Origin of the sequence: Bacillus sp. NP247 (genome assembly GCF_018966865.1) — a bacterium.
Lineage (GTDB): Bacteria > Bacillota > Bacilli > Bacillales > Bacillaceae_G > Bacillus_A.
The window spans coordinates 521,794-545,554 of sequence record NZ_CP076653.1; the positions used below are offsets into that span (position 1 = coordinate 521,794).

Here is a 23,761-nt window from a genome sequence, read left to right on the forward strand (position 1 = left end):
CTACCAAAAGAACTTAATTCTATTTTTTTCGAGCTTGAAATGAATATCCAGCTAAGGATGCAGTCTATCGCCGTTTCCTGCTGCTGTTTAGTACGAATACGATTAAAAAAGTAACTCGCCTTACGAAAAAATCCGCTCCAAAGTGTTGATTATGCTTATGATCGTAACCCCAGTAAAAAGGTTGAATTGCTGGCACACTATTTTGAAACCTTGGTTAGCTATTCAAACTTTGAAGTATTTACTGTTTTTTAATCAATGAGTAAGGGGCAAAATTCAAAGTATATGGTAGCACTATTTGTACTTCGTCCTGTAATCTTTGCTCATCGAATAAACCTAGAGCTATCACTCATGCCTTCAGTTGAACACCCTGATGACTGAGCTAAGATAAATTATGGATGAAGTGCCCGTGCCATCGCATCAAAATAATTCTGACTGGCACGCTGACTTACTACGGCTTCAGGCACAAATACTTCAAAGCAATGGAAGCAGCCGGGGTAGAGGTGAAATTCAACGTCTACTCCTGCTTGTGCAAGTCGTGTTACATATTCAATGGTTTCATCTCGAAATAAATCGAGTTGACCTACACATGTATAAGTTGGCGGTAGCCCGGCTAAGTTTTCTGCTCTCGAAGGTACGGCATAGGAAGATAGCTCGTTGGAATCTTTCTCCTTGCCCAAGTACATACTCCAAGCCGTCAAATTGTTTGCTCTATTCCATGTTGCGTGTTCTTCTGTAATCTCATAGCTTGATGGTGTTATGTTGCGGTTGTCAAGCATCGGATACAGCGGCATCTGGAATATAATAGATGGACCTCCTTTATCCCGAGCCATTAACGCAAGCGCTGCTGTTAGTCCACCGCCTCCACTTGCACCGGCGATCGCAACTCGATTCACATCAATGCCCAGCGAGTCTGCCTCATTTGTCATCCAAACCAAGCCTGCATAACAATCTTCGATAGCCGCTGGATAAGGATGTTCGGGAGCAAGTCGATAATCGACAGACACAACAACGCATTTAGCATTCTGAACAAAGCGTTCACACAAAACATCGTCCATATCGGGGTGTCCCATTACGTATCCGCCACCGTGAATCCACAGCATAGCTGGAAGTTTATCAAGATTGTTCTCAACGGGTTCGTAAATTTTAACTAACATCTCGCCAGCAGCGCCAGGAATCATTCGCTTGGTCATGTGTACCAGCTCTGATTTTTCCAAATGTGGATTCGACAAGAGACTTCGACTCGCCTCTAGATCCCCCTCTAATTGAAAGCCTGGAAATTGTGAGAAATCCTGTTTTAATTCTGGTAATACTCGACTGTCAATTTTCATATAAATTCCTCCAGTTAAATAATGAGACTTGATGCAATCCTTATGGAATAATTAACGGAATAGATGTGTCTCCTGTTCTCCTTCAGCTTCCCATTTGGCAATTTCCTCTCTTACACGAGGGGCAACTTCTGTTCCAAGCAATTCTATGGCACGCATGACTTGATCATGTGGCATGGTACTTAATGGTACATACATCATAAAGCGTGTAATCCCTACATGCTTACGAAGATGGATGATTTTTTCGGCGACTGTATCTGGATCACCAACATACAATGCCCCTTCAAAACTTCGTGCAGCATCAAAGCTGGAACGATCATAATAAGGCCAACCCCGCTCTTTACCAAGTTTATTCATGCCTGCCTGAGTGGAAGGGAAAAATGTATCTGCTGCCAATTCCGTATTCTCTCCAACAAATCCAATCGAATGAGATCCCACCTGAAGTTTTGATACATCATGACCAGCGTGAGCCGCCGCTTTCTTATATAGCTGTACAATTCGTGCAAAGTGCATTGGGCTACCACCAATAATCGCCAGCATAAGTGGTAATCCCAAAAAACCGGCACGGATAGCAGACTCCTGATTTCCACCGCTACCAACCCATATCGGTAAAGGATTTTGAACAGGTCTTGGATACACACCTAAATTATTGATTGCTGGTCGATGTCCGCCTTCCCAAGTCACTTTTTCGGACTGACGTATTTTGAGCAGTAGGTCCAAATGTTCTTCAAACAGTTCTTCATAGTCCTTCAAGTTATATCCAAACAATGGAAAAGATTCGATAAAGGAACCGCGACCCGCCATAATCTCTGCGCGTCCATTTGAAATGCCATCCAGTGTGGAAAAATCCTGAAAAACGCGCACAGGATCAGCTGAAGAAAGCACAGTTACTGCACTCGCGAGCCGTATCTTTTTCGTTTGTGGTGCCGCGGCTGATAGAACCATCGCTGGAGAGGACGCTGCATAATCCTTCCTATGGTGCTCACCAACACCAAACACATCAAGTCCTACTTGATCAGCAAGAACGATTTCTTCAACAACTTCACGCAATCGCTGTGCGTGACTTATCACTTCACCACTATGTACATCTGGTTTCGTTTCTACAAAAGACGTAATACCTATTTCCATTTGTCATCTCTCCTAGTCCAATTAGATTTTAAGTCAAAAAAATTAATCATTTCCTTTATGGTAGTAACGTGTTTCTCATATTGACTAACACACGTTTATTTCATGAAATCTTAACTCGTCTGGTCATAGCCCAAAAAAGAAGAGCGAAAGCACTGACAGAGGCTCCGAGTAAGGAAACCCCTCCCCAGCCAAAGTGTGCGTATATTTGAGTCGAAGCAATTGAACCACCAGCACTGCCGATAGAATAAAACACCATATATCCAGCAGTAAGTCGACTCCGTGCTTCTGTATGCAATGGAAGGATCATGGTTTGATTCGTGACATGTATTGCCTGTACGGCCAAATCAAGTAGAACTATCCCTATCACTAACGCGATTAATGACTGCTCTATATAACTGATGAACAACCATGAAATCAATAATAGAGCTAAAGCAATACCTGTCGTTCGTTGTCCGTAACCTTGATCGGCCAATTTCCCTGCCCGTGCCGCAGCTAAGGCTCCAGCCACGCCTACAAGACCGAATGCGCCAATTGCACTATGAGATAGAGCAATTGGCGGTGTACTAAGTGGCAGTACTAGTGAAGTCCACAAAATGCTGAAATCAGCAAAAATCAGCATAGCTAGAACGGAGCGAACGCGTAACGTTCGTTCTTGAATAAACAAAGCAAGCACCGATCTAATCAACTGAGGGTAGGATAGCGATTTTACCTCGCGGTCAACATTGGGCAACATCTTTATAAACATAAAAACCATCAAAAGCATGAGCGCAGCAGAAAATAGATATACAGAACGCCATCCCGCAACATCTGTTAATATACCAGCAAAAGTACGTGCGAGAAGTATGCCAATAACAATCCCACTTGTTACAATGCCAACGACACGTCCTCTTTCTGTAGGGGAAGCGATGGTCGCTGCAAACGCCACGAGAGTCTGTGTCACAACTGCAAGCAGACCCACCAAAGCCATACCTGCGAAAAGTACCATGCTGGAGGAAGCAGTACCAACTATAACCAGAGCTGTTGTAGATAATAGCATCTGACCGACAATTAGACGTCGCTGGTTTAGCAAATCTCCAAGCGGTACGAGTAGCAGTAAGCCCACTCCATAAAAAATTTGTGTAACGGTAATAACAACACCAATAATGGAATGGTCAATACTAAACTCATTAGATAGTTGATCAAGCAACGGCTGTGCAAAGTAAATATTGGCAACAGACATTCCACAGGCAGTCGCAAACAATAATGCCAAAGCATGAGACATGGATGGCTGTTGATTCAAATTAGGTTTTGTTATGGAAGATTTATGACTTATCTTAGTGTAGAGTGGATCATCTTCTATATTTGTCTCTGTTTTAAACATACCTTAACCTCCAATCACATTAGATTTTTAATCATAACATACCGTTCAGTACAATATGATTACTGGTAAATATAACTTAGCCTTATTCATGATGTCAACGATTTATTTGCACTAAAGTTAATGTTGTATTAAATGAATGGAGATTGGTTTGACATAGAGAATGACTAAATATATAATAATTACATACTGTTTGGTAATAAAAAACAACAATTGTAATTACCTACACACCTATCCTAAAACAATTAATAAAATCAAAGTTTGAGGAGGAGAATTCTTAATGGCAAGAACCCGTGAATTTGATGAGGATCAAGTTTTAGATGCAGCAATGCAGTTATTTTGGGAGAAGGGCTATGAGGCTACCTCATTAAGTGATCTTACTTCTAGAATGGGCATTCAACGCCCTAGTATTTATTCAGCTTTTGGAGATAAGAAAGAATTGTTTGAAGCCGCACTTCGCAGATATACAATGTCTCGGGCCTCTGATACACGAACTAGGCTTCAAAGTCACTCCTCTGTAAAAGAGGCATTTTCTATTTTCTTTGCCGATGTCGTCAATGAAGAATACGCAGGAGATCTTAGTAAAGGTTGTTTTTGTATCAATACAATGGTTGAACTAGCACCTCATGATGAGCGATTTGAAATTTTGACCAGAGAACATCAAATGTACCTCGCCGTCATTTTTCAGGAGACGATCGAACGTGGAATCCAATCAGGTGAGCTGGAAGTCAACACAGATGCAAAGTCTTTGGCACAGGCACTGATTGTAGCGTTAATCGGTCTAACGGTTATGATGAAATCTCGCCCCCAACGTTCATTTGTCGACAATGTAATAGCAGCGACGCTCACATTACTTAAGTGACATGATTGTATATGAAAGTACGAAAACTATACCTTTATAGGGGTAGCGTCACATGCCCATCAACTTAAAAATGAAAACAAAGTGTACTTTCATTTTGTGGAGGTAAAGCATTCCTAAAATAGAAGCATACTCTTAATAATATGCATACCAAATAAACCCTAACGGGTTTCCTTTTTTAAATTATGCAACTTTCTTTTGTTTTTTCAACCCATTATACTCATAAACAACACCCATAATATCAAAAACAGTCTTCTTCTCATATCGATGAGATTTTCTTCCGTTCTTCTGTAGGAGGTGGAACAGGCTGATTAGGATCTTTGTTATTTCTTGGATGTTTTGTTGTATGGCTTGATACAAACTCGATAAGTGATCTTGAATCATTCCAATTGCTTTATATTCACTTAATTCTTGTTTCTTCTTTTGTAAAATTAATTGTCGCATCTTAAACATAGTAGAAGAACATAGAAAAATGGCAATGAGTTTTCCATAAACATGGCATTCTAATCGCTCTTGTTTAATATGTTGCCAATGATGAATTTGAAATAAGGATTTCCAAGTTTTAAAAATGATTTCAATTTGCCAGCGGAGAGAGTAAAAATTATGGATTTGTTCCATCGGAGCAATCTCCCAAGGTGTATTGGTAACATATAGGTTCATGCCAGCTAATCGTTTGCTTTTTTCCGAATATGTAATCCCTTTTTTACTTTCTGTGTACACTTGTTTTTTCATACGCTCACGAAGTTGTTTTTCTGTTAATCGATACATAATCACCCGAGTAAATAGTTTTTTATCCTTTCCAATATAAGCTTCTTTTATTTCATAGGGCTGTCCTGGTTTTAAGGTATCCATGATGTGCTCTAAATCAACTTTGATGTACTGAGATTGTTTTTTTATTGTTCCGTTTCGAAAGTATTCAGGAAATTCATTTTTGACATATACCCTATTGTTTAATTTGAGTCGCGATATATAGTACACACCACGTTAATCCATTTGATCTAAATCATCCAGTGAATAATAGCCTAAATCCCGAATACATAGGTCACCAGGGCGTAATGTTGATAAACACTCTGTTCCAAAGGTTTTATCATTATTTTTCCCTGGTTCCACTTGAAAATTTAAAAACTGACCACTATGTAAATCATATTCTAACTGGATTTTTATACCCGCTGTTTGTGCACAACCACCTGATCCAGGATATACATTGGCCAAGTATTTTGGTACGTGAAAAATGGTTGCATCTAAAATACGAATTTGCTGAAAATAGGTAAGTGAAGCACTTGGAATTGCTGACTTTCCACAAACTTTATTTTTTAATAATGTGGAGAAAATATGTTTCAAAAAGAACACTGCCTTTTTATTAAAGCGCTTATTTAGTCCTTCAGGACTCATAAGAGTTCCTGTTGATGCATGTAGCTGACTACACAATCGGACTAATGAACCACTCGCTACTCGTTGACTAATCCAGACACATATAGTAGCTAAATCATACCCTGAAAATTTACGTTTTCGTTTTACAAAACCTAGCTCTCTAGCGAGATTTTCCAAAAATGAAGGGGTAAGATGTTCATATAATTCTTCAGCAAATAATTGTAATTCGTCAGAAATTGATAGATACATACAAAAACGCCATCCTTTCCTATGATTCTACAGAAAGAATAGCGTATTTTTTGGTTCTGGTGCAAAGGTAGTGGAAGAGAAAATATAACATATATATTTCTAGCATAATGGTAGGATAATCCTGGTTCCTCATCATTTCTACTAAATCACGAAAAATTAAGTTGTACCGTACCAACGTACAGTTAACAAAATAATATCTTGCTGATAATGCTTCCATTTGAACAAATTTTCCTTTTCCATACCGATCACACATCTTTTGTAGAGTAATAGTATCAGCATATCCCAGTTTAAGAGGGTACTTACAAAAATTTTAGAATTTTTTGCGATAATCCTCCGAAATGTAATACGGACTTTAAATATCTTCATTTATAATTCTCTATTTGTCTATACTTTTCATATCGCTGTTGTATAAGCTCTTCCGAGGATAATAGTATCAATTTTTTTAGAGATGATTCGATTACAGATTCAATCATTTTTGCCTGTGATTTTATATCATTTTGTGCTCCACCTTTAATTTCAGGAATGATTTCATCAATAATTCCTAAATGTTTTAAATCTTTTGCTGAAATTTTCATATGTTCAGCAGCTTCTGGAGCATACTTAGCGTCCTTCCATAGGATAGATGCTGCTCCTTCTGGCGAAATTACCGAGTACCATGAATACTCTAACATATGGATATGGTTACCGACACTAATGCCAAGAGCTCCACCACTTGATGCCTCTCCAATTACAATACAAACAATTGGCACTTTAAGTGTAGCCATTTCAAATAGATTTCGAGCTATCGCTTCAGAAATTCCACGTTCTTCAGACCCTTTCCCTGGATAGGCGCCTATTGTATCAATAAATGTAATAATAGGGCGATTAAATTTATCAGCTTGTTTCATAAGTCTTAGCGCTTTTCTATAACCTTCTGGATGTGCCATTCCAAAATTTCTTTCTATACTTTCCTTTGTATTTCTACCTCTTTGATGACCAATAACCGTAACGGGCATCCCTTTAAATTTTGCAATACCACCTATCATTGCTTTATCATCACCATATAATCGATCACCATGAAGTTCGAGAAAGTTTGTAAACAATAAAGGTATATAGTCCAATGTCGTGGGCCGGTTACGTAGCCTTGCAATTTGAACTCGTTGAAAAGGTGTAATATTAGAATAAATTTTATCTTGCATTTTATTTAAACGTTTTTCTAATACATGAATTTCTGAAGATAAATCTACATTATTTTCTTTCATAATTTTCTTTAATTCATCAAATTTCTCTTTTAATTCAATAATAGGACGTTCAAAATCCAAACTCATTTTATCCTCCAAATGTTATGATTTACCTCACTCTAATCAAAAGGCTTAGAAATAGAATCAATAAATAATTCAAAACCATCCACAACTATTTTTTGTTCTGATTCTGATAAATTATTGAGAATACTTTGATAAAATGTAATGGATTGCTCTCTTAAGCAATTAACAGTTATGTGACCTTTTTCTGTGAGGTGCAGAAAAAGTTCTCTTCTATTTTTTTCATTTACTTCACGATAAATAAGCCTCTTTTTTACTAATTTATCTACCAATCTACTTACAGTTGAAGTCTCTAATCTAAGTTTATTGGATAGTTGCCAAACAGTTAATTTTTCCACCTCTAGTTCCTCTAACGCCATCATTTGAGAAGTTGGTAAAGGTTTTTCAAATGGTCCATTGGGCAAATTTTGAGATTCAAAAACCCCAGTTATTATAATCATTTTCTTAATATCTGTTCTTAGTTTTAAGGCATCTTCTCTTTTCAAAAAGGTCACCCTCCTACAACTAATGTATCATACATCAATTGTATTATACATGAATATGATTTTTTCACAAGCTTAACGTAAGCCAATATTACAACATGGACGAGATATTTCTTCTTGTTAAAATGGTATAAGTGGATTGTTTTCTACAAATGGCAGAACATCAATTATGTATCAGGGGCCTTTATGGGGTACCGCTCATCGCAATCAAGCTAAGAAAATAAAACTACCCCAAAAACGAAATTTTGTGATAACTTGTAACAAAAAACTCATAATTTTTTGGGGGAATTCTAAATTCTTAAGTTGATGGGCATGGGTCACCATATCAAAAAAAGAAAATTGCAAGTTTGGACACAATTTGGAAACAAAATATCCGATTCCTTGTAAGCTAAGGGATCGGATATTTATTTTACTGTTCTATATAGTGTACAATTTCTCGCTAACGAGGTCTGTGTAGCAACCGAATCAAATCTTGCGTTAAGTATTAGTGGCCATCAAAAATAGTAATGACTACTTCAGATTAACATCCATTCGATTCACAATTAAATATACCAATATGTTAAATGGCTAAATAATACAAACGGTACGAAGAGAATTTCTACTCTTTTCATACCGTTTTGCATTTGTTTATAAGTTTCATATGAAATTCGTAGGAAGATGCAGCATTTCTTTTATAAATAAGACTCAAAAGTCACCATACCTGATAAAGGAAATATTAATGTAACTCTAGTTCCTTTATTCACTTCAGATTCAATGCCAATTTTCAATCCTAATTTTGAACACAATTTTTCGCAAAGATACAAGCCCATTCCTGTACTTTTGCTAAATCTTCTTCCATTCTCTCCAGTAAACCCTTTCTCAAAAACTCTATTTATATCTTTAGTTACTATCCCTACTCCATTATCCTCTATAGTTAGTATTACTGAGTTAGTTTTCTTAATTGTGTATATACGTATCATTTGTTCTTTGTTATTTGAGTACTTTATAGAATTTCCTATTATTTGATTAATAATAAATTCAATCCATTTTCCATCACTATATACAATCTCATCAATATCCTGTATATCTAATTTTATTCTCTTATGAATGAAATCCCTATAGTTTCTTTTAATTACATTCCTTACTACATTATCAAGGTTGATTGGCTTTATCATATAGTCTTTATTCACGTTAGAGCTTCGAGAATAATACAGAACCTGTTCAACAAACCCCTCAATCCGATCCATTTGAGAGTCAATTTTATTCGTTACTTCATTTTGATTATTTTCAATTATAAGCTTTGTAGAAGCTATTGGTGTCTTAATTTCATGCACCCATGTTTCTATATATTCTCTGTAATCCAATTGCATATCTCTATAATACTTTACATTTTCATGCATATCTCTACTTACTTCTTTCAGTATAGCGTTAAGCTTTTCCCCATGTATAAAGTTTGCTTCCTTTACTACCTCTGGAAGTAAGTATTTTTTCTCCAAGTTTTCTAATATGCCGTTAATCTCATTATAATAAATTTTACATCTTATAAATTCTATAGCCATATATGAAATCAATGGAAAAAACCAAATACAAAAGACAAAGAATATGATAATGAACGGAACATTCACAGTCAGCAATATACCTGCTAGTATAATAAATACCAGTACATTAAATAGTATTACTACCATTTTATCTTTAATAAATTCACCTATATTCATGGCATTATATACCCTAAGCTTCTTCTTGTTGTAATTGGATTTTCTATACCTATATCTTCAAGCTTTTTTCTTAATCTATTTATATTAACTGTTAAGGTGCTATCATCCACAAAATAATCAGATTTCCATAAAGTTTCGATGAGTGAATCTCTTTTTACAATATTTCCGCGATTATTTATTAAACATGAGAGTATTTTAACTTCATTTTTAGTTAACTCTACAGACTTGTCTTGATAAGTAACTGTTGCATTTGAAAGATTTAAATTAAAATCTCTATAAATTAAGATATGATTCGTCTTGAAATCTCCAGTTGTTCTTCTTAAAATGTTTGTTACTCTTGCTAATAGTATTTCTGTATTATATGGCTTTGTTATAAAATCGTCTGCTCCTAAATTCATACTTATTAGTTCATCTACATCACTATCTCTGCTTGTAACCATAAAGATTGGAACATCTGAAGTTTTACGTATTTCTCTGCATATATAATAGCCATCAAACACAGGAAGATTTATGTCTAGTAATATAAGGTCTGCATTCTCACTTTCTATATATTCGATAATATGATTAAAATCTGTGGGAGCCTTTACTTCATATCCATACTTTATAAAAAAATGTTGTAATTCTTCTCTAATGATTTCATCATCTTCAATCAGAATGATTTTTTTCATGACTTTTCCCTTCCTATATAGAATATAAGGCTATTACATCTTGAGAAACAAGGTGTAATAGCCTTAATGAGCATTATAAAATCAAATATTACTTTTTACAATATTTTTATACCCGACATATGTTGTGTAGAAATATCCTACATAAACTACAAGAAATACTAAGCCAGTCATCAATGCTGGTAAAGTAATGTCTGTTTGTTGAATTGTGTTAATAAAATTATTGACTACATAAATTCCAACTACAGAATGAATTAGGGCAAGAATAACTGGAAGACTAAAGTATACGAAAGTTTGAATAAAAATCGTTTTGTCAATCATTGTTCCATTTGAACCAATTCTCTTCAAAGATTTATATCGATCTATGCTATCACTGGCTTCTGATAATTGTTGAAGAGCTAATACAGCCATACTCGTTATTAAAAATACAATACCTATATATATCCCAATAAACAGTATGATAGTTTTCAATCCCTTACTTTCTGCACGAACTTCATCCTTTGATTTGCCTGATATATATACAATATTTAATTTCGGGCCATTTTCGTCATAAAAGCCCCGTGCAACGTTATCATATTTTTTATTATATTCTTCTCTATTTCCATCTAAATAATTTACATTAAGTACGGATGTACCAATTTTGTAACCTGATACAAACTCATCATTTATAACGATTGTGAAGAAATAAGGTTGCGCATCAGAAGTGTAAAGATTCTCTTGTATAACTTTAGCGTTTTTTACCAGATATTCTTTTTCTTTAATATTCACCTTATTGCTATTTTTTAATCTTTCATTTATCCAATTAACCAACCGGTTATTATTTGATAAAAGTAAAATTTCATTGTTATTTAAAGTAATTTTCTTTTCACCTTTAAGATTTAAAATTTTATTATAATCAGATACTTTAATGAAATCCAAACCGATATTCTTAGCATTTTTAGGTACTTCTGGTACAAAGTCCCCCACTTCCATCTTTGTTGAATATACATTATAAGATACATATTTTTCGTTATTACTTAGTTTAAAATTAGCTTTATGTAATACGTCTTCTATCGTGTAACTTTCATCCCTATTCATCAACATAATACTGGCATCAAATGGTGTTTCTTCTTTCATTGTTGCGTCCAACATTCTGTTAAAGCTGATTCCTGTAGATAAAGCCACCATTGTAAGGAATAACATTAAACAGATTACAGACATGGATATAAAATTTGTATTAACCTTACTATTTATTTGTTTGATGATAAATATATTTAACCCTTTAAAATAGACTTTTTTATTCTTCTTTACAACATATAACATAAATCCAGATAAACTAAAGAAAAACAGAAATGTACCTAATATGCCAAGAATGATTGATACCACTAGCATAGGATTATTATAATTCAATCCGATTTTTAGTACAGTCACATATGCATATCCAAGTGATGCTACACACATAATAAATGTGATTACATAGATAAGAGGATTTCTAAATTTTACATCTTCGTTTTTTCTACCTGCTGTTAACAAATCAATTATTTTGTATTTAGAAACAACATATACATTACATAACATAACAAGCAAAAACATGATTCCAAAGTATAATACGCTTTTACCTATAGCACCTGTTGAAATTGTAAATTTATATTTATTGATGGGCAATTCAAATAACTTTAATGCAAATGTAGATAATCCCTGCGATACTCCAATACCTATTATAAGTCCACTTACTAAAGATATAACGCCAACTAGAAATGTCTCTGTTACTAATATTCTGGATATGTTTCTTCTTCCCATACCTAAAGTCATGTATATTCCTAATTCTTTTTTACGTTTTTTAATTAAGAAATTATTTGCATACAATATTAAACCACCTAATATTACGGATACAAATACTGACACATTTGAGATAGCATTCATTACTGTAGGCACATACTTTCTATCTGAAGCGTTAATTTCCATAAGTGCCTTTTGTGATTCTATTGAGTTAAAGCTATAAAATATACAAACAGCCAGTGTTAGTGTTAAGAAATATATTGCATAATCTTTAAGACTTTTCTTTACATTCCCAATAGCAATCTTAGAGTACATTATTATCGTCACCTCCAAGAAGGGTTATAACTTCGATAATTTTAGTAAAGAATTCTTTTCTGGAATCATTCCCTCTTACCAACTCGATAAATATTTTTCCATCTTTAATAAAAAGAATTCTACGAGCATAGCTTGCTGTAAATGCATCATGAGTAACCATAAGTATTGTAGCTTTTAAATCCTTATTTAAACTTTCAAATCTTTCGAGTAATAATCTAGCTGATTTAGAATCTAACGATCCTGTTGGTTCATCTGCAAGTACTAAAGATGGATCTGTTACGATAGCTCTTGCCGAACCAACCCTTTGTTTTTGTCCGCCTGACATTTGATAAGGGTATTTGCTTAATACTTGTTCAATGTCTAAATATTTTGCAACTGCTTGTATTTTGCCATCAATTTTTGAACTTTTCTCACCTTTTATTGTCAACGCTAGGGCAATATTTTCATAAGCAGTAAGGGTATCTAATAAATTAAAGTCCTGAAATATAAACCCTAATTCATTTTGTCTAAACTTATCTAGTGACTTTGATTTTAACCGAGTAATATCACTATTATTTATCATTATTTTTCCCGTAGTAACATTATCAATAGTTGATATACAGTTAAGTAATGTAGTTTTTCCACTTCCTGAAGGCCCCATTATCCCTACAAATTCTCCCTCATCTACCTTAAAACTAATATTATCTATAGCCTTTGTTACATTATCTTTATTACCATAATATTTTTCAATTTTTTCTACACTTAATATATTTCGCATTAATACTTCTCCTTTTTCATTATAAAAATTCTTTAACTCCCATTCATTTTATATAATTTCATTAATAGTATCGGTGGAATTACATTTCATTAACATTACATTTTTGTTATATTGAACGATACCTCTGCATGTAAGTTATCAGAAATCGCAATGGATTAAGTAAGGTTTATTCGATGCCTTACCAAAGAGGCAGATAAATGTAGGGGTATCAGTTCTGGTGCAAAAACGATAAGACTTATGTAATTAGTGGAAATAAACAAACTGGTTACGGTGTAACAGCAGCACTATTTAAAAACGGATGGATTCATAGTCATTTCAATAGAAACTATTTATTAAAAAAGGATTTCCATGCATGATGAAGACATTTGAAGTAATATCCACTTTGTTGTCTCCGTTTAAAAAAGTACCCATTTTCTTGTCCCCGTATGAGGACAAGAAAATAGGTACTAAATGGACGGTTTCCGTCGGAAATGAAATATTTTACACTATGAAATTAGGTCCTACTTTCACGTCTTGCTACAACAAGGACATGAAAGGCCAAAGTATTTAGACAAAAAAGTCTAAGCAACAGTTTTATTGAACTAAATCAGTCTTGTGTAATAATATAGAATTTTTGAAGAAAAACAAGAAACTGAATACTTCTTAGAGTAGAAAGTGATTTTCATAAAATAAGCTGCCCATGTGGACAGCTTATTTACATAAATTTAGTTATAGGAAGCTAATTTTTAATATTAGAGCAATCTTTTTCTCATTTTTTGATAGTGAATAATTAATATTAATAAATCTCCGTTTCATTTAACAATTTACCTTATATATTCCAATAGTTACTATTTATATCACTGTTATATTTATATTCAATCTTTTCTTTTCCACACTTTTCACACTTATAAAAACTAGCTGTACCGATCTGTCCTGTTTTAAAATTTTCACTATCTTGAGTTTTAATATAGTTATATTTATGAATACATTTAGGTTCTTTCACCTTATTTATCCATTCTCTTAACATAAAGTAATCACTCTCCTTTAAAGAATATTCCTCGTGGGTTTCTGTATTTATAAAATCCTACGAAATATTTTCAATCAATGACTACGTTATGCCTTAGCCTACAAAATTCGCGAAATGTTGGTGCCACCTCTTATGCTTAACTTGCATACTTTGCAAATTTCTTATCTATGAAATGAGCAATGATAAAGATAATCGGAATAAACAGTAATTTGAGAAGGGAAATGTGTGTTATATCTGTTTTTTGGATATAAACATTAAGGAAAATTGCTATCAGTACCAGAGTAAACGTCCATTCCTTCAGGAATATTCTTCTTATAGAACCCTTTTTCATACATATACCTCCCTTTTCCTAATTGTATCACTTAGATAATACGCTTATAAGAAAATTTTTCCTGTATATTGTATTCATTTAAAGTTAACATAACGTCTCATTATCGATAGCAAGGAAAAAGTCGAAATCTTATTCTCACAAGGGATTCTCCTTTTTTTTCTATAATTTTATCAATCCCTTTAGTTGCTTTAGCTTTATTTATATTATCTTCTGTACAATTAGAATTAACTACTTTTTTTCTTGTTACGTTTTTTTCTGTTGCTATAGTGCTCTTTCAATTAATCTATTTTTATAAGAAATGGAAAGTTCAGTAACAAAGTTAAATTTTAGTCAGTTACTAATAATAGTTCTAATTCATTGTACGCCGAAAAGACGGATTCTGCTTAAAGACTTCGTCTTTGTTTATAGTGGGGGAGCGTCACATAACTATTAACCTAAAATAATTTTATAGCCATAATTGATAGAAAGCGTTATTCTTCTTGTAGAAATATAGAGAAAGGATGTTTTCTGTTTCATGTATACAATTATTTAGCTGGATGAGTATGTGAGGACCACTACTATAAGAATTACTTAATCAAATTTAATATACAACAATTTCAGTTGCTAACAGGGGAATTGGTGATGTATTCTGCTATTACTTCTTTTGAATCATACTCCCTCCTGTTCTCCATACAATATGTCAACCTTGATTCAAATGATGTATTAAATTTTTATTTTTTATATAATACTTCTCCGCCTCAATCAAACTAACAAAAGTAAATTTCATCTTACTTTCTCATTATGTAGACTATACTAATTTCTCTTCTCACTTAATGGTTTCATTTAAACTAAAAAAATAGAGCCTCAGGAACGAGATCCTAAGACTCTATTTTTATTTTAAAAAGGACAGCATAATTTTCTCTAACTCTTCTTTATTTAAATTATTTGCAAGAATTCTGATTTGATAAGCGCTACTTTTCCCTTTTTCAGGAACAATTATTTCCATATGCTTCGTATTACTTTCCGACGATTCTGCTAAAGTAATTTTTGTACCTTCTAACTCATAATTTGTTATCTTGTCACTCTCTTCCACTATCCCATAAAATGGATTATCTTCTTTATCTCTCACGGCAGATAGATTCACAACATACCAAGACAAAGGATCTTCACTGTGATATTCCGAAACAATCACTGGATTCTTCTTTCCAGTAGTCATCGGGGTTTGAACATCTTCTCCAGCTAGTTTATACCCTTTTACTACATAAGTTGGTGTCTTAATTGGAAAATCAAGATATTTCTGTGCTTCCTTCTTAGTTAATCTAAAATGTGAATAAATTTTCTGTCTGAATGGTCCAATTTCTTCACTATTTTTCTCATATTTTTTTTGCTCTTCTGAGTCTAATTTTTCAGGACTTCCTACTAGTCTTACTTTTTTACCTAAAATATGTGCTTCTGTTTCCAAAGAAATGAATTGATCAAATTCTTCTTTGGTAAACAGATTCTTCGCCACTCCAAGCTCTGTAAGTAAAGTATTATATTCTCCTTCTGAAACAAAAAATTCTGATTCTGCTTGTTCTTTTGTACCAATCATTTTTTCTACAATTTTCTGTATAGGAATATCAGGTTGTTTTTTTAATTCTTTCATATTATTTTTCACTTCTATTTGTTGTTTCTCAGGATTAGTTGAGATATCAGCACGTGCATTTAATAAGGATACAGATGATACAGCAATAACTGCTATAGCCCCTAGTGCAGACCAACGATACGATTTTTTTTGGAATTTTTTAATCATTAAAATTCTCCTTTTTAACATCCTTTTGTTTTTACTGAAATTGGCCATACTCGGTACTTTATAATAACTTGAGTAATGTTCCAAAAGACTAATAATAGTATGTCCATACGCAATTTGTTCCTCTGAATCTATATATGTAAGGGCTAATGCATCGCATGCTAATTCTTGATCTTCCCGCATACATGAGTAGGCATACCATAGAATGGGATTAAACCAATTTAAAATTAGTAAGCCATGCATAAGCCAATTCACACCAACATCTCTTCGTTTGATGTGAGCTAATTCATGATGAAAAATATAGCGTAACTGATATCCATCTAATATTTTCATATGTACAGTTGACAATAACAACTTTGGCCGAAAAAATCCGAACACTGTTGGACTGGAAACCTTTCCAGATACAAGTAAAGGGATATCTCGTTGAACAGACATAGATTGCTTACACTTTTCGAAAATCTGGACAATCTTTTCATCTTTAATAACAGGTTGTTTTTGTATGTAAAGGAGTAAACGCCTGTTCATTATAAAAGTAGCAAAGCTTAGAAGAATAACGCCTGTAAGCCAAATGTATATACAGATTGTATAGAATGGAATCGTCTCACCATCCTGCTTTTCATTATTGTGTGTTTGTGTCTTGTGTGCCTGATTAGGTTGTGTTGAACTTGAGGTATGATTATCTTCTTTTGTGAGAACCTTTGTATCGTCTATACCTTTCAATTCATGCATGCGTTCTTTTGAAAGAAAAATATCTACAGGGTTTCGGCTAGAAATGAATGCATCATCATTCTTGTATGTAAGAACAGAATAGATACTATAGGAACTATCTGGCGACCAAGGTAATACCAGTCTTATTATTAATATGATCCATAGCATGTATTGCCAACGTGGCGTTAACTTATTTCTAAACAAGACCTTAATACATAGGATTAGGCCCACTAATATACTCGCCATAATAGAGGTCTCTATCAACCAATCGAAAAAATGAGGAAGATAGACATTAATTAACATTTCTGTCATTATGATCTATCCTTCCTCTGATTTTCCTCAGTTTTCTCATCCAGGATACGTTTAAGCTCGTTAATGTCTTCTGAAGACAGCTTTTCTTCTTTCAAGAAATTTACTAGCAAGGGCTTAAATGCTGCACCATAGAAACGTTTAAGTAAAGATTTTGTTTCTACTTGCAAATAACTATCTTGCGAAACCAAAGGATAATAAGCGTACATACGCCCTTTATCTTGATGGTAAGCAACTGCTTCTTTGTGAACTAATCGATTAATTAGTGTTCGAATCGTTTTGGGTTTCCAATCCATTTTCTTCTCTAACTCTTCAATCACTTCATTTGCCGTTTGTGGAGATTTTGACCACAGTACTTTCATTACTTCTAACTCAGCTTCTGAAATTTTAGGTAATTCTTTCATTAGTTTAAATTATACCTCCCTCAGATTACATTTGTAATCCGTAACTGAATATTACACTTGTAATCTTGTATTGTCAATATTATTTTATATTTGTGAAATCCTCTCCTATGCCCATCAACATAAGAACGAAAGAAATTAACATAGGTATAGATCTTCATGTCCTCCTAATGGGTCAAGAAAATAGATGCTTCATAACTATGTTTGTTAATAATATAAAATTGATTTTTAACTTCACACTTAATTAGTATATACTATTTTTACAAAGTACCCACTTTGCTGTCTTCGTTTAACAAAATAGCCATTTTCTTGTCTCGATATATGGACAAGAAAATGGCTACTAAATGCAATGTATCTGTAGATAATTTAGCATTTTACACTATAAAATAAGTTCCTACTATCATATCTTTTCACACCCCTTTTTTGTTGTACAAAGACATGAAACTCCAAACTATTTAGACTAGAAATTCTAAATTGAACTACCCCCACTTTCACTTCGTTTAGAAGTGGGGGATTCCTAATCGAACTCTAATTGATTAGGCTAACCCCGCAGTCCTTGCGGTTAGAAGCCTTATTGCTTCATTCTTTATTCTTCTTGGACTTGAAACGCGGGGCACTATTTTGTTTTTTGAAAAATCGTGTATACGCATCCGCAAGGTTGCGAACAGACGACTGAATCGCAATACTATCCACTTCTTTGAGCCAAACAAACTCTTTCTTCATGGCAGGAAGTTTGGCAGAGCATGTACCATATGTAAAACCTTTTCCAGTTTCTTTATATGCGTGATTCCATAGGGATAGGAAATGATTAAATACAAAGCGAGAACAACCTATCGTTTTATTAATTAGAATTGTTTGTGCTTGATTTGGATAGATACGAAACTTAAAGGCTTTATTAATTATCATTTGATTCACCTCCATTCCGATATATGACTATTATACACCGAATGCACATTCGGTTTATAGTGAAGTAACACTTTATGTATGTCGAACAATTAAGATGGCTTCCTGCCATACCTTGTCCGAAGCCAATTCATCTCCCAGCTACTCACTTCGCGTTCCTTGAGGAAGGAGTCTTCTTGGCTAAAATGATAAAATCAACGTTTCTAAATATAAAAGACCCAAAACATTAACAATTAGTTTTAGGTCTTTTTAAGTATTTCTTATCTAATTCTTAAATTATAAAGTCGAAAATATTGAACGATCCATAGTTAAAAATTATATACTTATTACTTCTCTTTCGGAAGTACAATTCTTTTATATAATTGAACTGTAATCAAGTAGTAAATCGAGTAAATCACTACAAAAATAACAAGTGGTAACCAAATGCGAGCGTACGGATCGATTACAAGAGGACTAAACATGTTCATACCAACTAATATATGAGTAATCCCTACAATTGCTGGGAATAAGAATATGAAGAATAACTCTTTATAAATTGATTTTTTTAATAATTCTCGGCGGACACCAATTTTATGAAGCATTTGATAACGTGTTACATCTTTTGATGCTCCCGACAGAACTTTAAACATTAAGCAACTTGCCATCATTGCTAAAAATGCAATTCCAACGAAGAAACCCATAAACATTATTCCGCTGGCAAAATCATGACCCCTAATATATGCTTGATACTTACTATCCAATCCTTCCGCTTTCACATTTTTATATTTTGCTATTTGTAATTCATCAAGTTTTTTCCATTCTTTTATGTATGATCCAAAATCATTTGTTTTCCCCATAAATACAGTACTTTCTTTACCCTTCAACCCATCGTATATGTTTTGATCTACAATTTTCATTTCATAATCAGGATATAAATAATTGGGCTGGATCGTTCTGAAAGCCTGGATCCATTGTTTTGTATATGTCTCTCCTTTAGCCCGTTTTATTGAAAATGCACCAATGGGTAATTCCTCTGAAACTTTCTCTATTTTCATACCTTGTATGAAAGGGCGATTTTTCTCTACATCTTCTTTAAGATAATAAACATACTTATCATCCACTTTGTAATGATATTCTAGTTTTTCTTGAAATAAGATACCACCCAAAATTGTCTTTTCTTCCGCTGTTGGATTATGAATGACTGAATCGTAAATTTCTATTTGATCTGTCATTTTTAGGATGTTGTTTTTAAATGCCATACCACAAGCAATTCCACCAGCACCAAGAGCCACTAAGATTGCTACTGTTGCAAGCACATTTGTTAGACCATTAATGCGGAAATTTAATTGTGCAAAAGTAAAAGCATTGAGGCCTTTTTCACTACGTTTTTTATTACTCTTTAGCTTGTTAATCATAACTGGGAGAAGTGATCCAAATATTAGGTAAGTACCAACGGTTGCTGAGATTAATCCAACGGCCATTAATCCCAAAACAATTAGCGAATTTACATATGACATATAAATCAGTGATGCATAACCAATACCTAATAAAAGAATACCAAGGAATGCAATTACAACTGTCATTTTTCCTTTTATGGCAACACGTTCTGTTTGTTCATCTGCATGTACAAGTTGAAGTACAGAAATACGAGAAAATTTAATGCTATTCATAATTGCCGATAATACAAATAGTGCAAAGAAGAAGACGCAAGTAATAGCAATAGATGGAAGATAAAATGCTTTATAACCTTCGCCAGCAAACTCGAGTTGTTTCATTAATAGCTGACCGATACCTTCTGCAAGTCCTACACCAATTGTAATTCCAATCAAAAGAGATGTGCCACCTAATATGATTGTTTCGATAAACATAAGTAAGGTAACTTTATGTTTTTTTGCTCCTAACATCATATACATACCAAATTCTTTTTGACGAAGAGCTGATAAGAAAGAGTTTGCATATAAAATATAGAAAAATGTAATAACCGCTAACAAAAAGGAACCAATTTTAAATACAGACACAATATCCCTAATAGAAGAGTTAGATTCAAGGAACGTTTTATTGGATGCTAGCGTTTGAAACATATAAAAAGTTGAAATAGAGACAATAAGACCAACAAGTAAAACAATGTAATCTTGCAACTTACTTTTTAGGCCTGACATAGAAAGCTTAAATAACATGATTGAACTTCCTTCCTTACGCTTTTTGTGTGCCTAAGTTTGCAAGCACGTTTAAAATTTCTTTATAGAATTCTTCACGGGTACCACCCCGATAAATTTCTTTATATAACTCACCATCTTGAATGAATAAAATACGCTGACAGTAACTTGCACTGTAAGGATCATGTGTAACCATCATAATGGATACACCTTGCTCTTTATTTAAACTTGTCATGGCATTAAGTAAACTTGTTGCATTTTTAGAATCAAGAGCTCCTGTTGGCTCGTCCCCTAAAATAATTGCAGGCTCATGCACTAACGCACGTGCTGCTGCAGAACGTTGCTTTTGTCCACCAGATACTTCAGAAGGATACTTTTGAAGTATTGATGTAATGCCTAACATATCAGCTACTTTTTCTACTTTCTTTCCAATATTACGAGATGAGACACCTTGAAGTGAAAGTGGGAGTGCAATATTTTCATATATAGATAAATTCTCTAATAAGTTAAAGTCTTGGAAAATGAATCCTAATTTTTGCGAACGGAAATCAGAAAGCTCACCTTGCTTCATTTTCGTAATATCAGTACCTGCAATTTCAACAATACCGCCCGTTGCTGTATCTAACGTTGAAATTACATTTAATAATGTTGTTTTACCAGAACCAGAAGGCCCCATAATACCAACAAACTCTCCCTCTTGAATCGAAAATGATACACCTTTTAACGCGTGTGATTGATTCTCACCTTTTTTACCGTACAATTTTTGAATGTTTTTTACATCTACAACTGGTTTTATCATATATATCCTCCTACGTTTGTTCTTTCTATTTCATTACAATAAGCTACTATTTTTATTTGCTACTAACAAAATAGTCATCTTGCATCCACCCTAAAGCTACAATGAAAACTTTCATTTTATCTTCTTCACTCACCTCATCACTTTGAATACACCCATGATAAACTATGAAAGTTAGGAAACACCCCGTAAAACCCTTAAGATTTCTTAAGTTTTTATAAAAAAAAGCTTATGGAAACTATAATTCCATAAGCCATTCTATTTAATTGGATGTTCAACAATGAAGGACATCCAGCCGTCTTTATATTCTGCATATATATTACCATGATGAAGTTCAACAATTCTTTTTGAGATAGCAAGCCCAAGACCATTTCCCTGGTCATCTTTTCTTGCCTTGTCCCCCCTAAAAAACCTTTCAAACAATTTATTTGGATCGCTAACAGGCGGTTTCTCGACTTTATTTGATACTTTCAAAATTGCTTTGTTATCCATTAATTCAAGACATACAGATAATTCAGATGGTTTCATGCTGTACTTTATCGCATTCATAAACAGATTTTCATATACACGTACCATTTTTTCAATATCCATGAAAATAGGTATTGTTTCTTCCGTGATTGATTTTTGAACGCTCAAACTTTCTTTTTCAAATATAGGAATGTATTCTCCAACTATTTGCTCCAACAAACCTGATAAATCGACTTCATTAAAGTTTAAATTAGCATCTATACCTGATAAACGGGTGTATTCAAACAGTTCATCAATCAAATATTTCAGTCTCTGTGATTTTAAATAAGTGGTTTCAAGGTATTCTTGTAATTGTATTTTACTGTTATATTGCCCTCTTTTTAATAGATCTATATAGCCAATAATAGATGTTAACGGTGTGCGTAAGTCATGAGATACATTGGTTATAAGTTCATTTTTTGTACGTTCTAATCGTCTTTCCTGTTCAAATGTATTTTCCAATTTCTTGGACATATAGTTGATATTTTGAGCAAGTTGGGTTAATTCGTCCTTCCCGTTAATCCCAATAGTTAAACCCAGTTTTCCATTGGCAATATCATTCACATTATCAGAAATGAGCTTCAAATATGCTATTTTCTTTCGAACCAATATCAAAAAAATTATTATAAAGTTAAAAATTGCGAACGTGAATAAGAACAACATTGCGAATCTGAATTCAAACATGCCAAAATCTTCGTGTTTTATAAAAAATGGATCTATGACGTATTGCAAAATAAGGATTGTTAAACCGAATGAAACAAAAAAACTAACTGCAACAGCACCAAGAAGTTTTATAATTATCCTATTTCTAAAACTAACATTCTTCATATTTTATAACCAATTCCCCAAATAGTTTTAATGTAAATGGGATGTTTAGAATCCTCTTCAATTTTGTCTCTTATTTTTGTAATATGCACCATGACGGTATTGTCTGATTTATAAAAAACCTCTTTCCAAACTACTTCATATATTTTTGCTACACTCAGGACAATCCCTTTGTTACGGACAAGTAGTTCGAGAATATCAAACTCTTTTGGAGTTAGCCTAGTTTCTTTTCCCCTTACCCATACTTGACGAGTATCTGAATTCACGGTTAAGTCACCAATTTCTAGAATGCTTTTATTATGTTCTATTGACGTATTGTATTTTTTAAACCTTCTTAATTGGGATTTTACCCTAGCGATTAATTCCAATGGGTTAAACGGCTTTGATAAATAATCGTCTGCACCAGAGGCTAGACCCTGAATTTTGTCTATATCCTCAGATTTTGCAGATAGCATAATGATAGGCATATTACGATCTTCCCTAATCTTCATACAAGCTTCAATACCATCCATATTCGGCATCATAATATCTAAAATAATAAGATCAAATTCCTTTTCTTCTAACAGTTGTAAAGCTTCCAAAGCATCTTCTGCCTTTTGAGTTTTCAGACCTTCATTTTCCAAATAAACAGAGATTAGATTTCTAATCTCCTTATCATCATCAACAATAAGAATTTTTGACTCCATATTATTCCTCCACATTTTTTCTCGTATTGAACAATTAAAGACATAAGCAGGTGAAACATGTTTATCGTCTCTTTATTGTAAACTTGCAAACGGAAGACAAGAAATAGCATAATGGATATAAGTGA

General features: G+C 33.5%; 17 protein-coding genes and 3 pseudogenes. 1 reads left to right on the top strand and 19 read right to left on the bottom strand.

The window, feature by feature from the left end; all coding sequences use genetic code 11:
- Nucleotides 1–389 precede the first annotated feature (389 nt).
- From KPL75_RS02810 to KPL75_RS02820, 3 genes are all read right to left on the bottom strand, one after another.
- Nucleotides 390–1,328 (bottom strand): alpha/beta hydrolase, encoded by a 939-nt coding sequence (locus KPL75_RS02810; RefSeq protein WP_219919316.1) that lies wholly within the window; start codon nt 1,326–1,328, stop codon nt 390–392.
- Nucleotides 1,329–1,379: 51 nt separating this feature from the next.
- Nucleotides 1,380–2,453, bottom strand: coding sequence for an LLM class flavin-dependent oxidoreductase (locus tag KPL75_RS02815; protein WP_016091903.1), 1,074 nt, complete (start codon nt 2,451–2,453; stop codon nt 1,380–1,382).
- Between the two features lie 100 nt (nt 2,454–2,553).
- Nucleotides 2,554–3,813: an MFS transporter gene (locus tag KPL75_RS02820; protein ID WP_219919317.1), complete on the bottom strand. Its 1,260-nt coding sequence runs from the start codon at nt 3,811–3,813 to the stop codon at nt 2,554–2,556.
- Nucleotides 3,814–4,090: 277 nt separating this feature from the next.
- Between KPL75_RS02820 and KPL75_RS02825 the strand changes: the two genes are divergently transcribed.
- A complete protein-coding gene (locus KPL75_RS02825; protein ID WP_002014099.1) occupies nt 4,091–4,672 on the top strand; it encodes a TetR/AcrR family transcriptional regulator in 582 nt (193 codons plus the stop codon).
- A 180-nt stretch (nt 4,673–4,852) separates the two neighbouring features.
- Here KPL75_RS02825 and KPL75_RS02830 read toward each other — a convergent pair.
- The 16 genes and pseudogenes from KPL75_RS02830 to KPL75_RS02905 all read right to left on the bottom strand — a co-directional run bounded on the left by KPL75_RS02830 (nt 4,853) and on the right by KPL75_RS02905 (nt 23,636).
- Nucleotides 4,853–6,289 (bottom strand): annotated as a pseudogene (locus KPL75_RS02830) (IS4 family transposase).
- 121 nt (nt 6,290–6,410) lie between these two features.
- Nucleotides 6,411–6,529, bottom strand: a pseudogene (locus KPL75_RS02835) (IS6 family transposase); the annotation flags it as partial.
- A 122-nt stretch (nt 6,530–6,651) separates the two neighbouring features.
- On the bottom strand, nt 6,652–7,596 hold the full coding sequence (locus KPL75_RS02840) for an acetyl-CoA carboxylase carboxyltransferase subunit alpha (RefSeq protein WP_016091897.1): 945 nt from the start codon (nt 7,594–7,596) through the stop codon (nt 6,652–6,654).
- A gap of 32 nt (nt 7,597–7,628) precedes the next feature.
- Nucleotides 7,629–8,075: a MarR family winged helix-turn-helix transcriptional regulator gene (locus tag KPL75_RS02845; protein ID WP_219919318.1), complete on the bottom strand. Its 447-nt coding sequence runs from the start codon at nt 8,073–8,075 to the stop codon at nt 7,629–7,631.
- Nucleotides 8,076–8,743: 668 nt separating this feature from the next.
- Nucleotides 8,744–9,766 (bottom strand): sensor histidine kinase, encoded by a 1,023-nt coding sequence (locus tag KPL75_RS02850; protein ID WP_219919319.1) that lies wholly within the window; start codon nt 9,764–9,766, stop codon nt 8,744–8,746.
- On the bottom strand, nt 9,763–10,434 hold the full coding sequence (locus tag KPL75_RS02855) for a response regulator transcription factor (protein ID WP_219919320.1): 672 nt from the start codon (nt 10,432–10,434) through the stop codon (nt 9,763–9,765). Before KPL75_RS02855 ends, KPL75_RS02850 begins: the two co-directional genes overlap by 4 nt.
- Nucleotides 10,435–10,515: 81 nt before the next feature.
- Nucleotides 10,516–12,504: an FtsX-like permease family protein gene (locus KPL75_RS02860; protein WP_219919321.1), complete on the bottom strand. Its 1,989-nt coding sequence runs from the start codon at nt 12,502–12,504 to the stop codon at nt 10,516–10,518.
- Nucleotides 12,494–13,261, bottom strand: a complete 768-nt coding sequence (locus KPL75_RS02865; RefSeq protein ID WP_001244401.1) for an ABC transporter ATP-binding protein — start codon at nt 13,259–13,261, stop codon at nt 12,494–12,496. The genes KPL75_RS02860 and KPL75_RS02865 overlap by 11 nt, the downstream gene beginning before the upstream one ends.
- 808 nt (nt 13,262–14,069) lie before the next feature.
- Entirely contained in the window at nt 14,070–14,267 is a 198-nt protein-coding gene (locus KPL75_RS02870; RefSeq protein WP_219919322.1) for a hypothetical protein, read from the bottom strand.
- 1,202 nt (nt 14,268–15,469) lie between these two features.
- Nucleotides 15,470–17,386, bottom strand: a complete 1,917-nt coding sequence (locus KPL75_RS02875; protein WP_219919323.1) for a M56 family metallopeptidase — start codon at nt 17,384–17,386, stop codon at nt 15,470–15,472.
- Entirely contained in the window at nt 17,386–17,787 is a 402-nt protein-coding gene (locus tag KPL75_RS02880) for a BlaI/MecI/CopY family transcriptional regulator (protein WP_000661427.1), read from the bottom strand. The genes KPL75_RS02875 and KPL75_RS02880 overlap by 1 nt, the downstream gene beginning before the upstream one ends.
- 585 nt (nt 17,788–18,372) lie before the next feature.
- Nucleotides 18,373–18,690 (bottom strand): annotated as a pseudogene (locus tag KPL75_RS02885) (helix-turn-helix domain-containing protein); the annotation flags it as partial.
- 323 nt (nt 18,691–19,013) lie between these two features.
- On the bottom strand, nt 19,014–20,843 hold the full coding sequence (locus KPL75_RS02890) for an FtsX-like permease family protein (RefSeq protein ID WP_219919324.1): 1,830 nt from the start codon (nt 20,841–20,843) through the stop codon (nt 19,014–19,016).
- A 16-nt stretch (nt 20,844–20,859) separates the two neighbouring features.
- On the bottom strand, nt 20,860–21,621 hold the full coding sequence (locus tag KPL75_RS02895) for an ABC transporter ATP-binding protein (RefSeq protein WP_219919325.1): 762 nt from the start codon (nt 21,619–21,621) through the stop codon (nt 20,860–20,862).
- Nucleotides 21,622–21,876: 255 nt separating this feature from the next.
- On the bottom strand, nt 21,877–22,953 hold the full coding sequence (locus KPL75_RS02900) for a HAMP domain-containing sensor histidine kinase (RefSeq protein ID WP_219919326.1): 1,077 nt from the start codon (nt 22,951–22,953) through the stop codon (nt 21,877–21,879).
- Nucleotides 22,950–23,636: a response regulator transcription factor gene (locus tag KPL75_RS02905; protein WP_219919327.1), complete on the bottom strand. Its 687-nt coding sequence runs from the start codon at nt 23,634–23,636 to the stop codon at nt 22,950–22,952. The genes KPL75_RS02900 and KPL75_RS02905 overlap by 4 nt, the downstream gene beginning before the upstream one ends.
- Nucleotides 23,637–23,761: the final 125 nt, after the last annotated feature.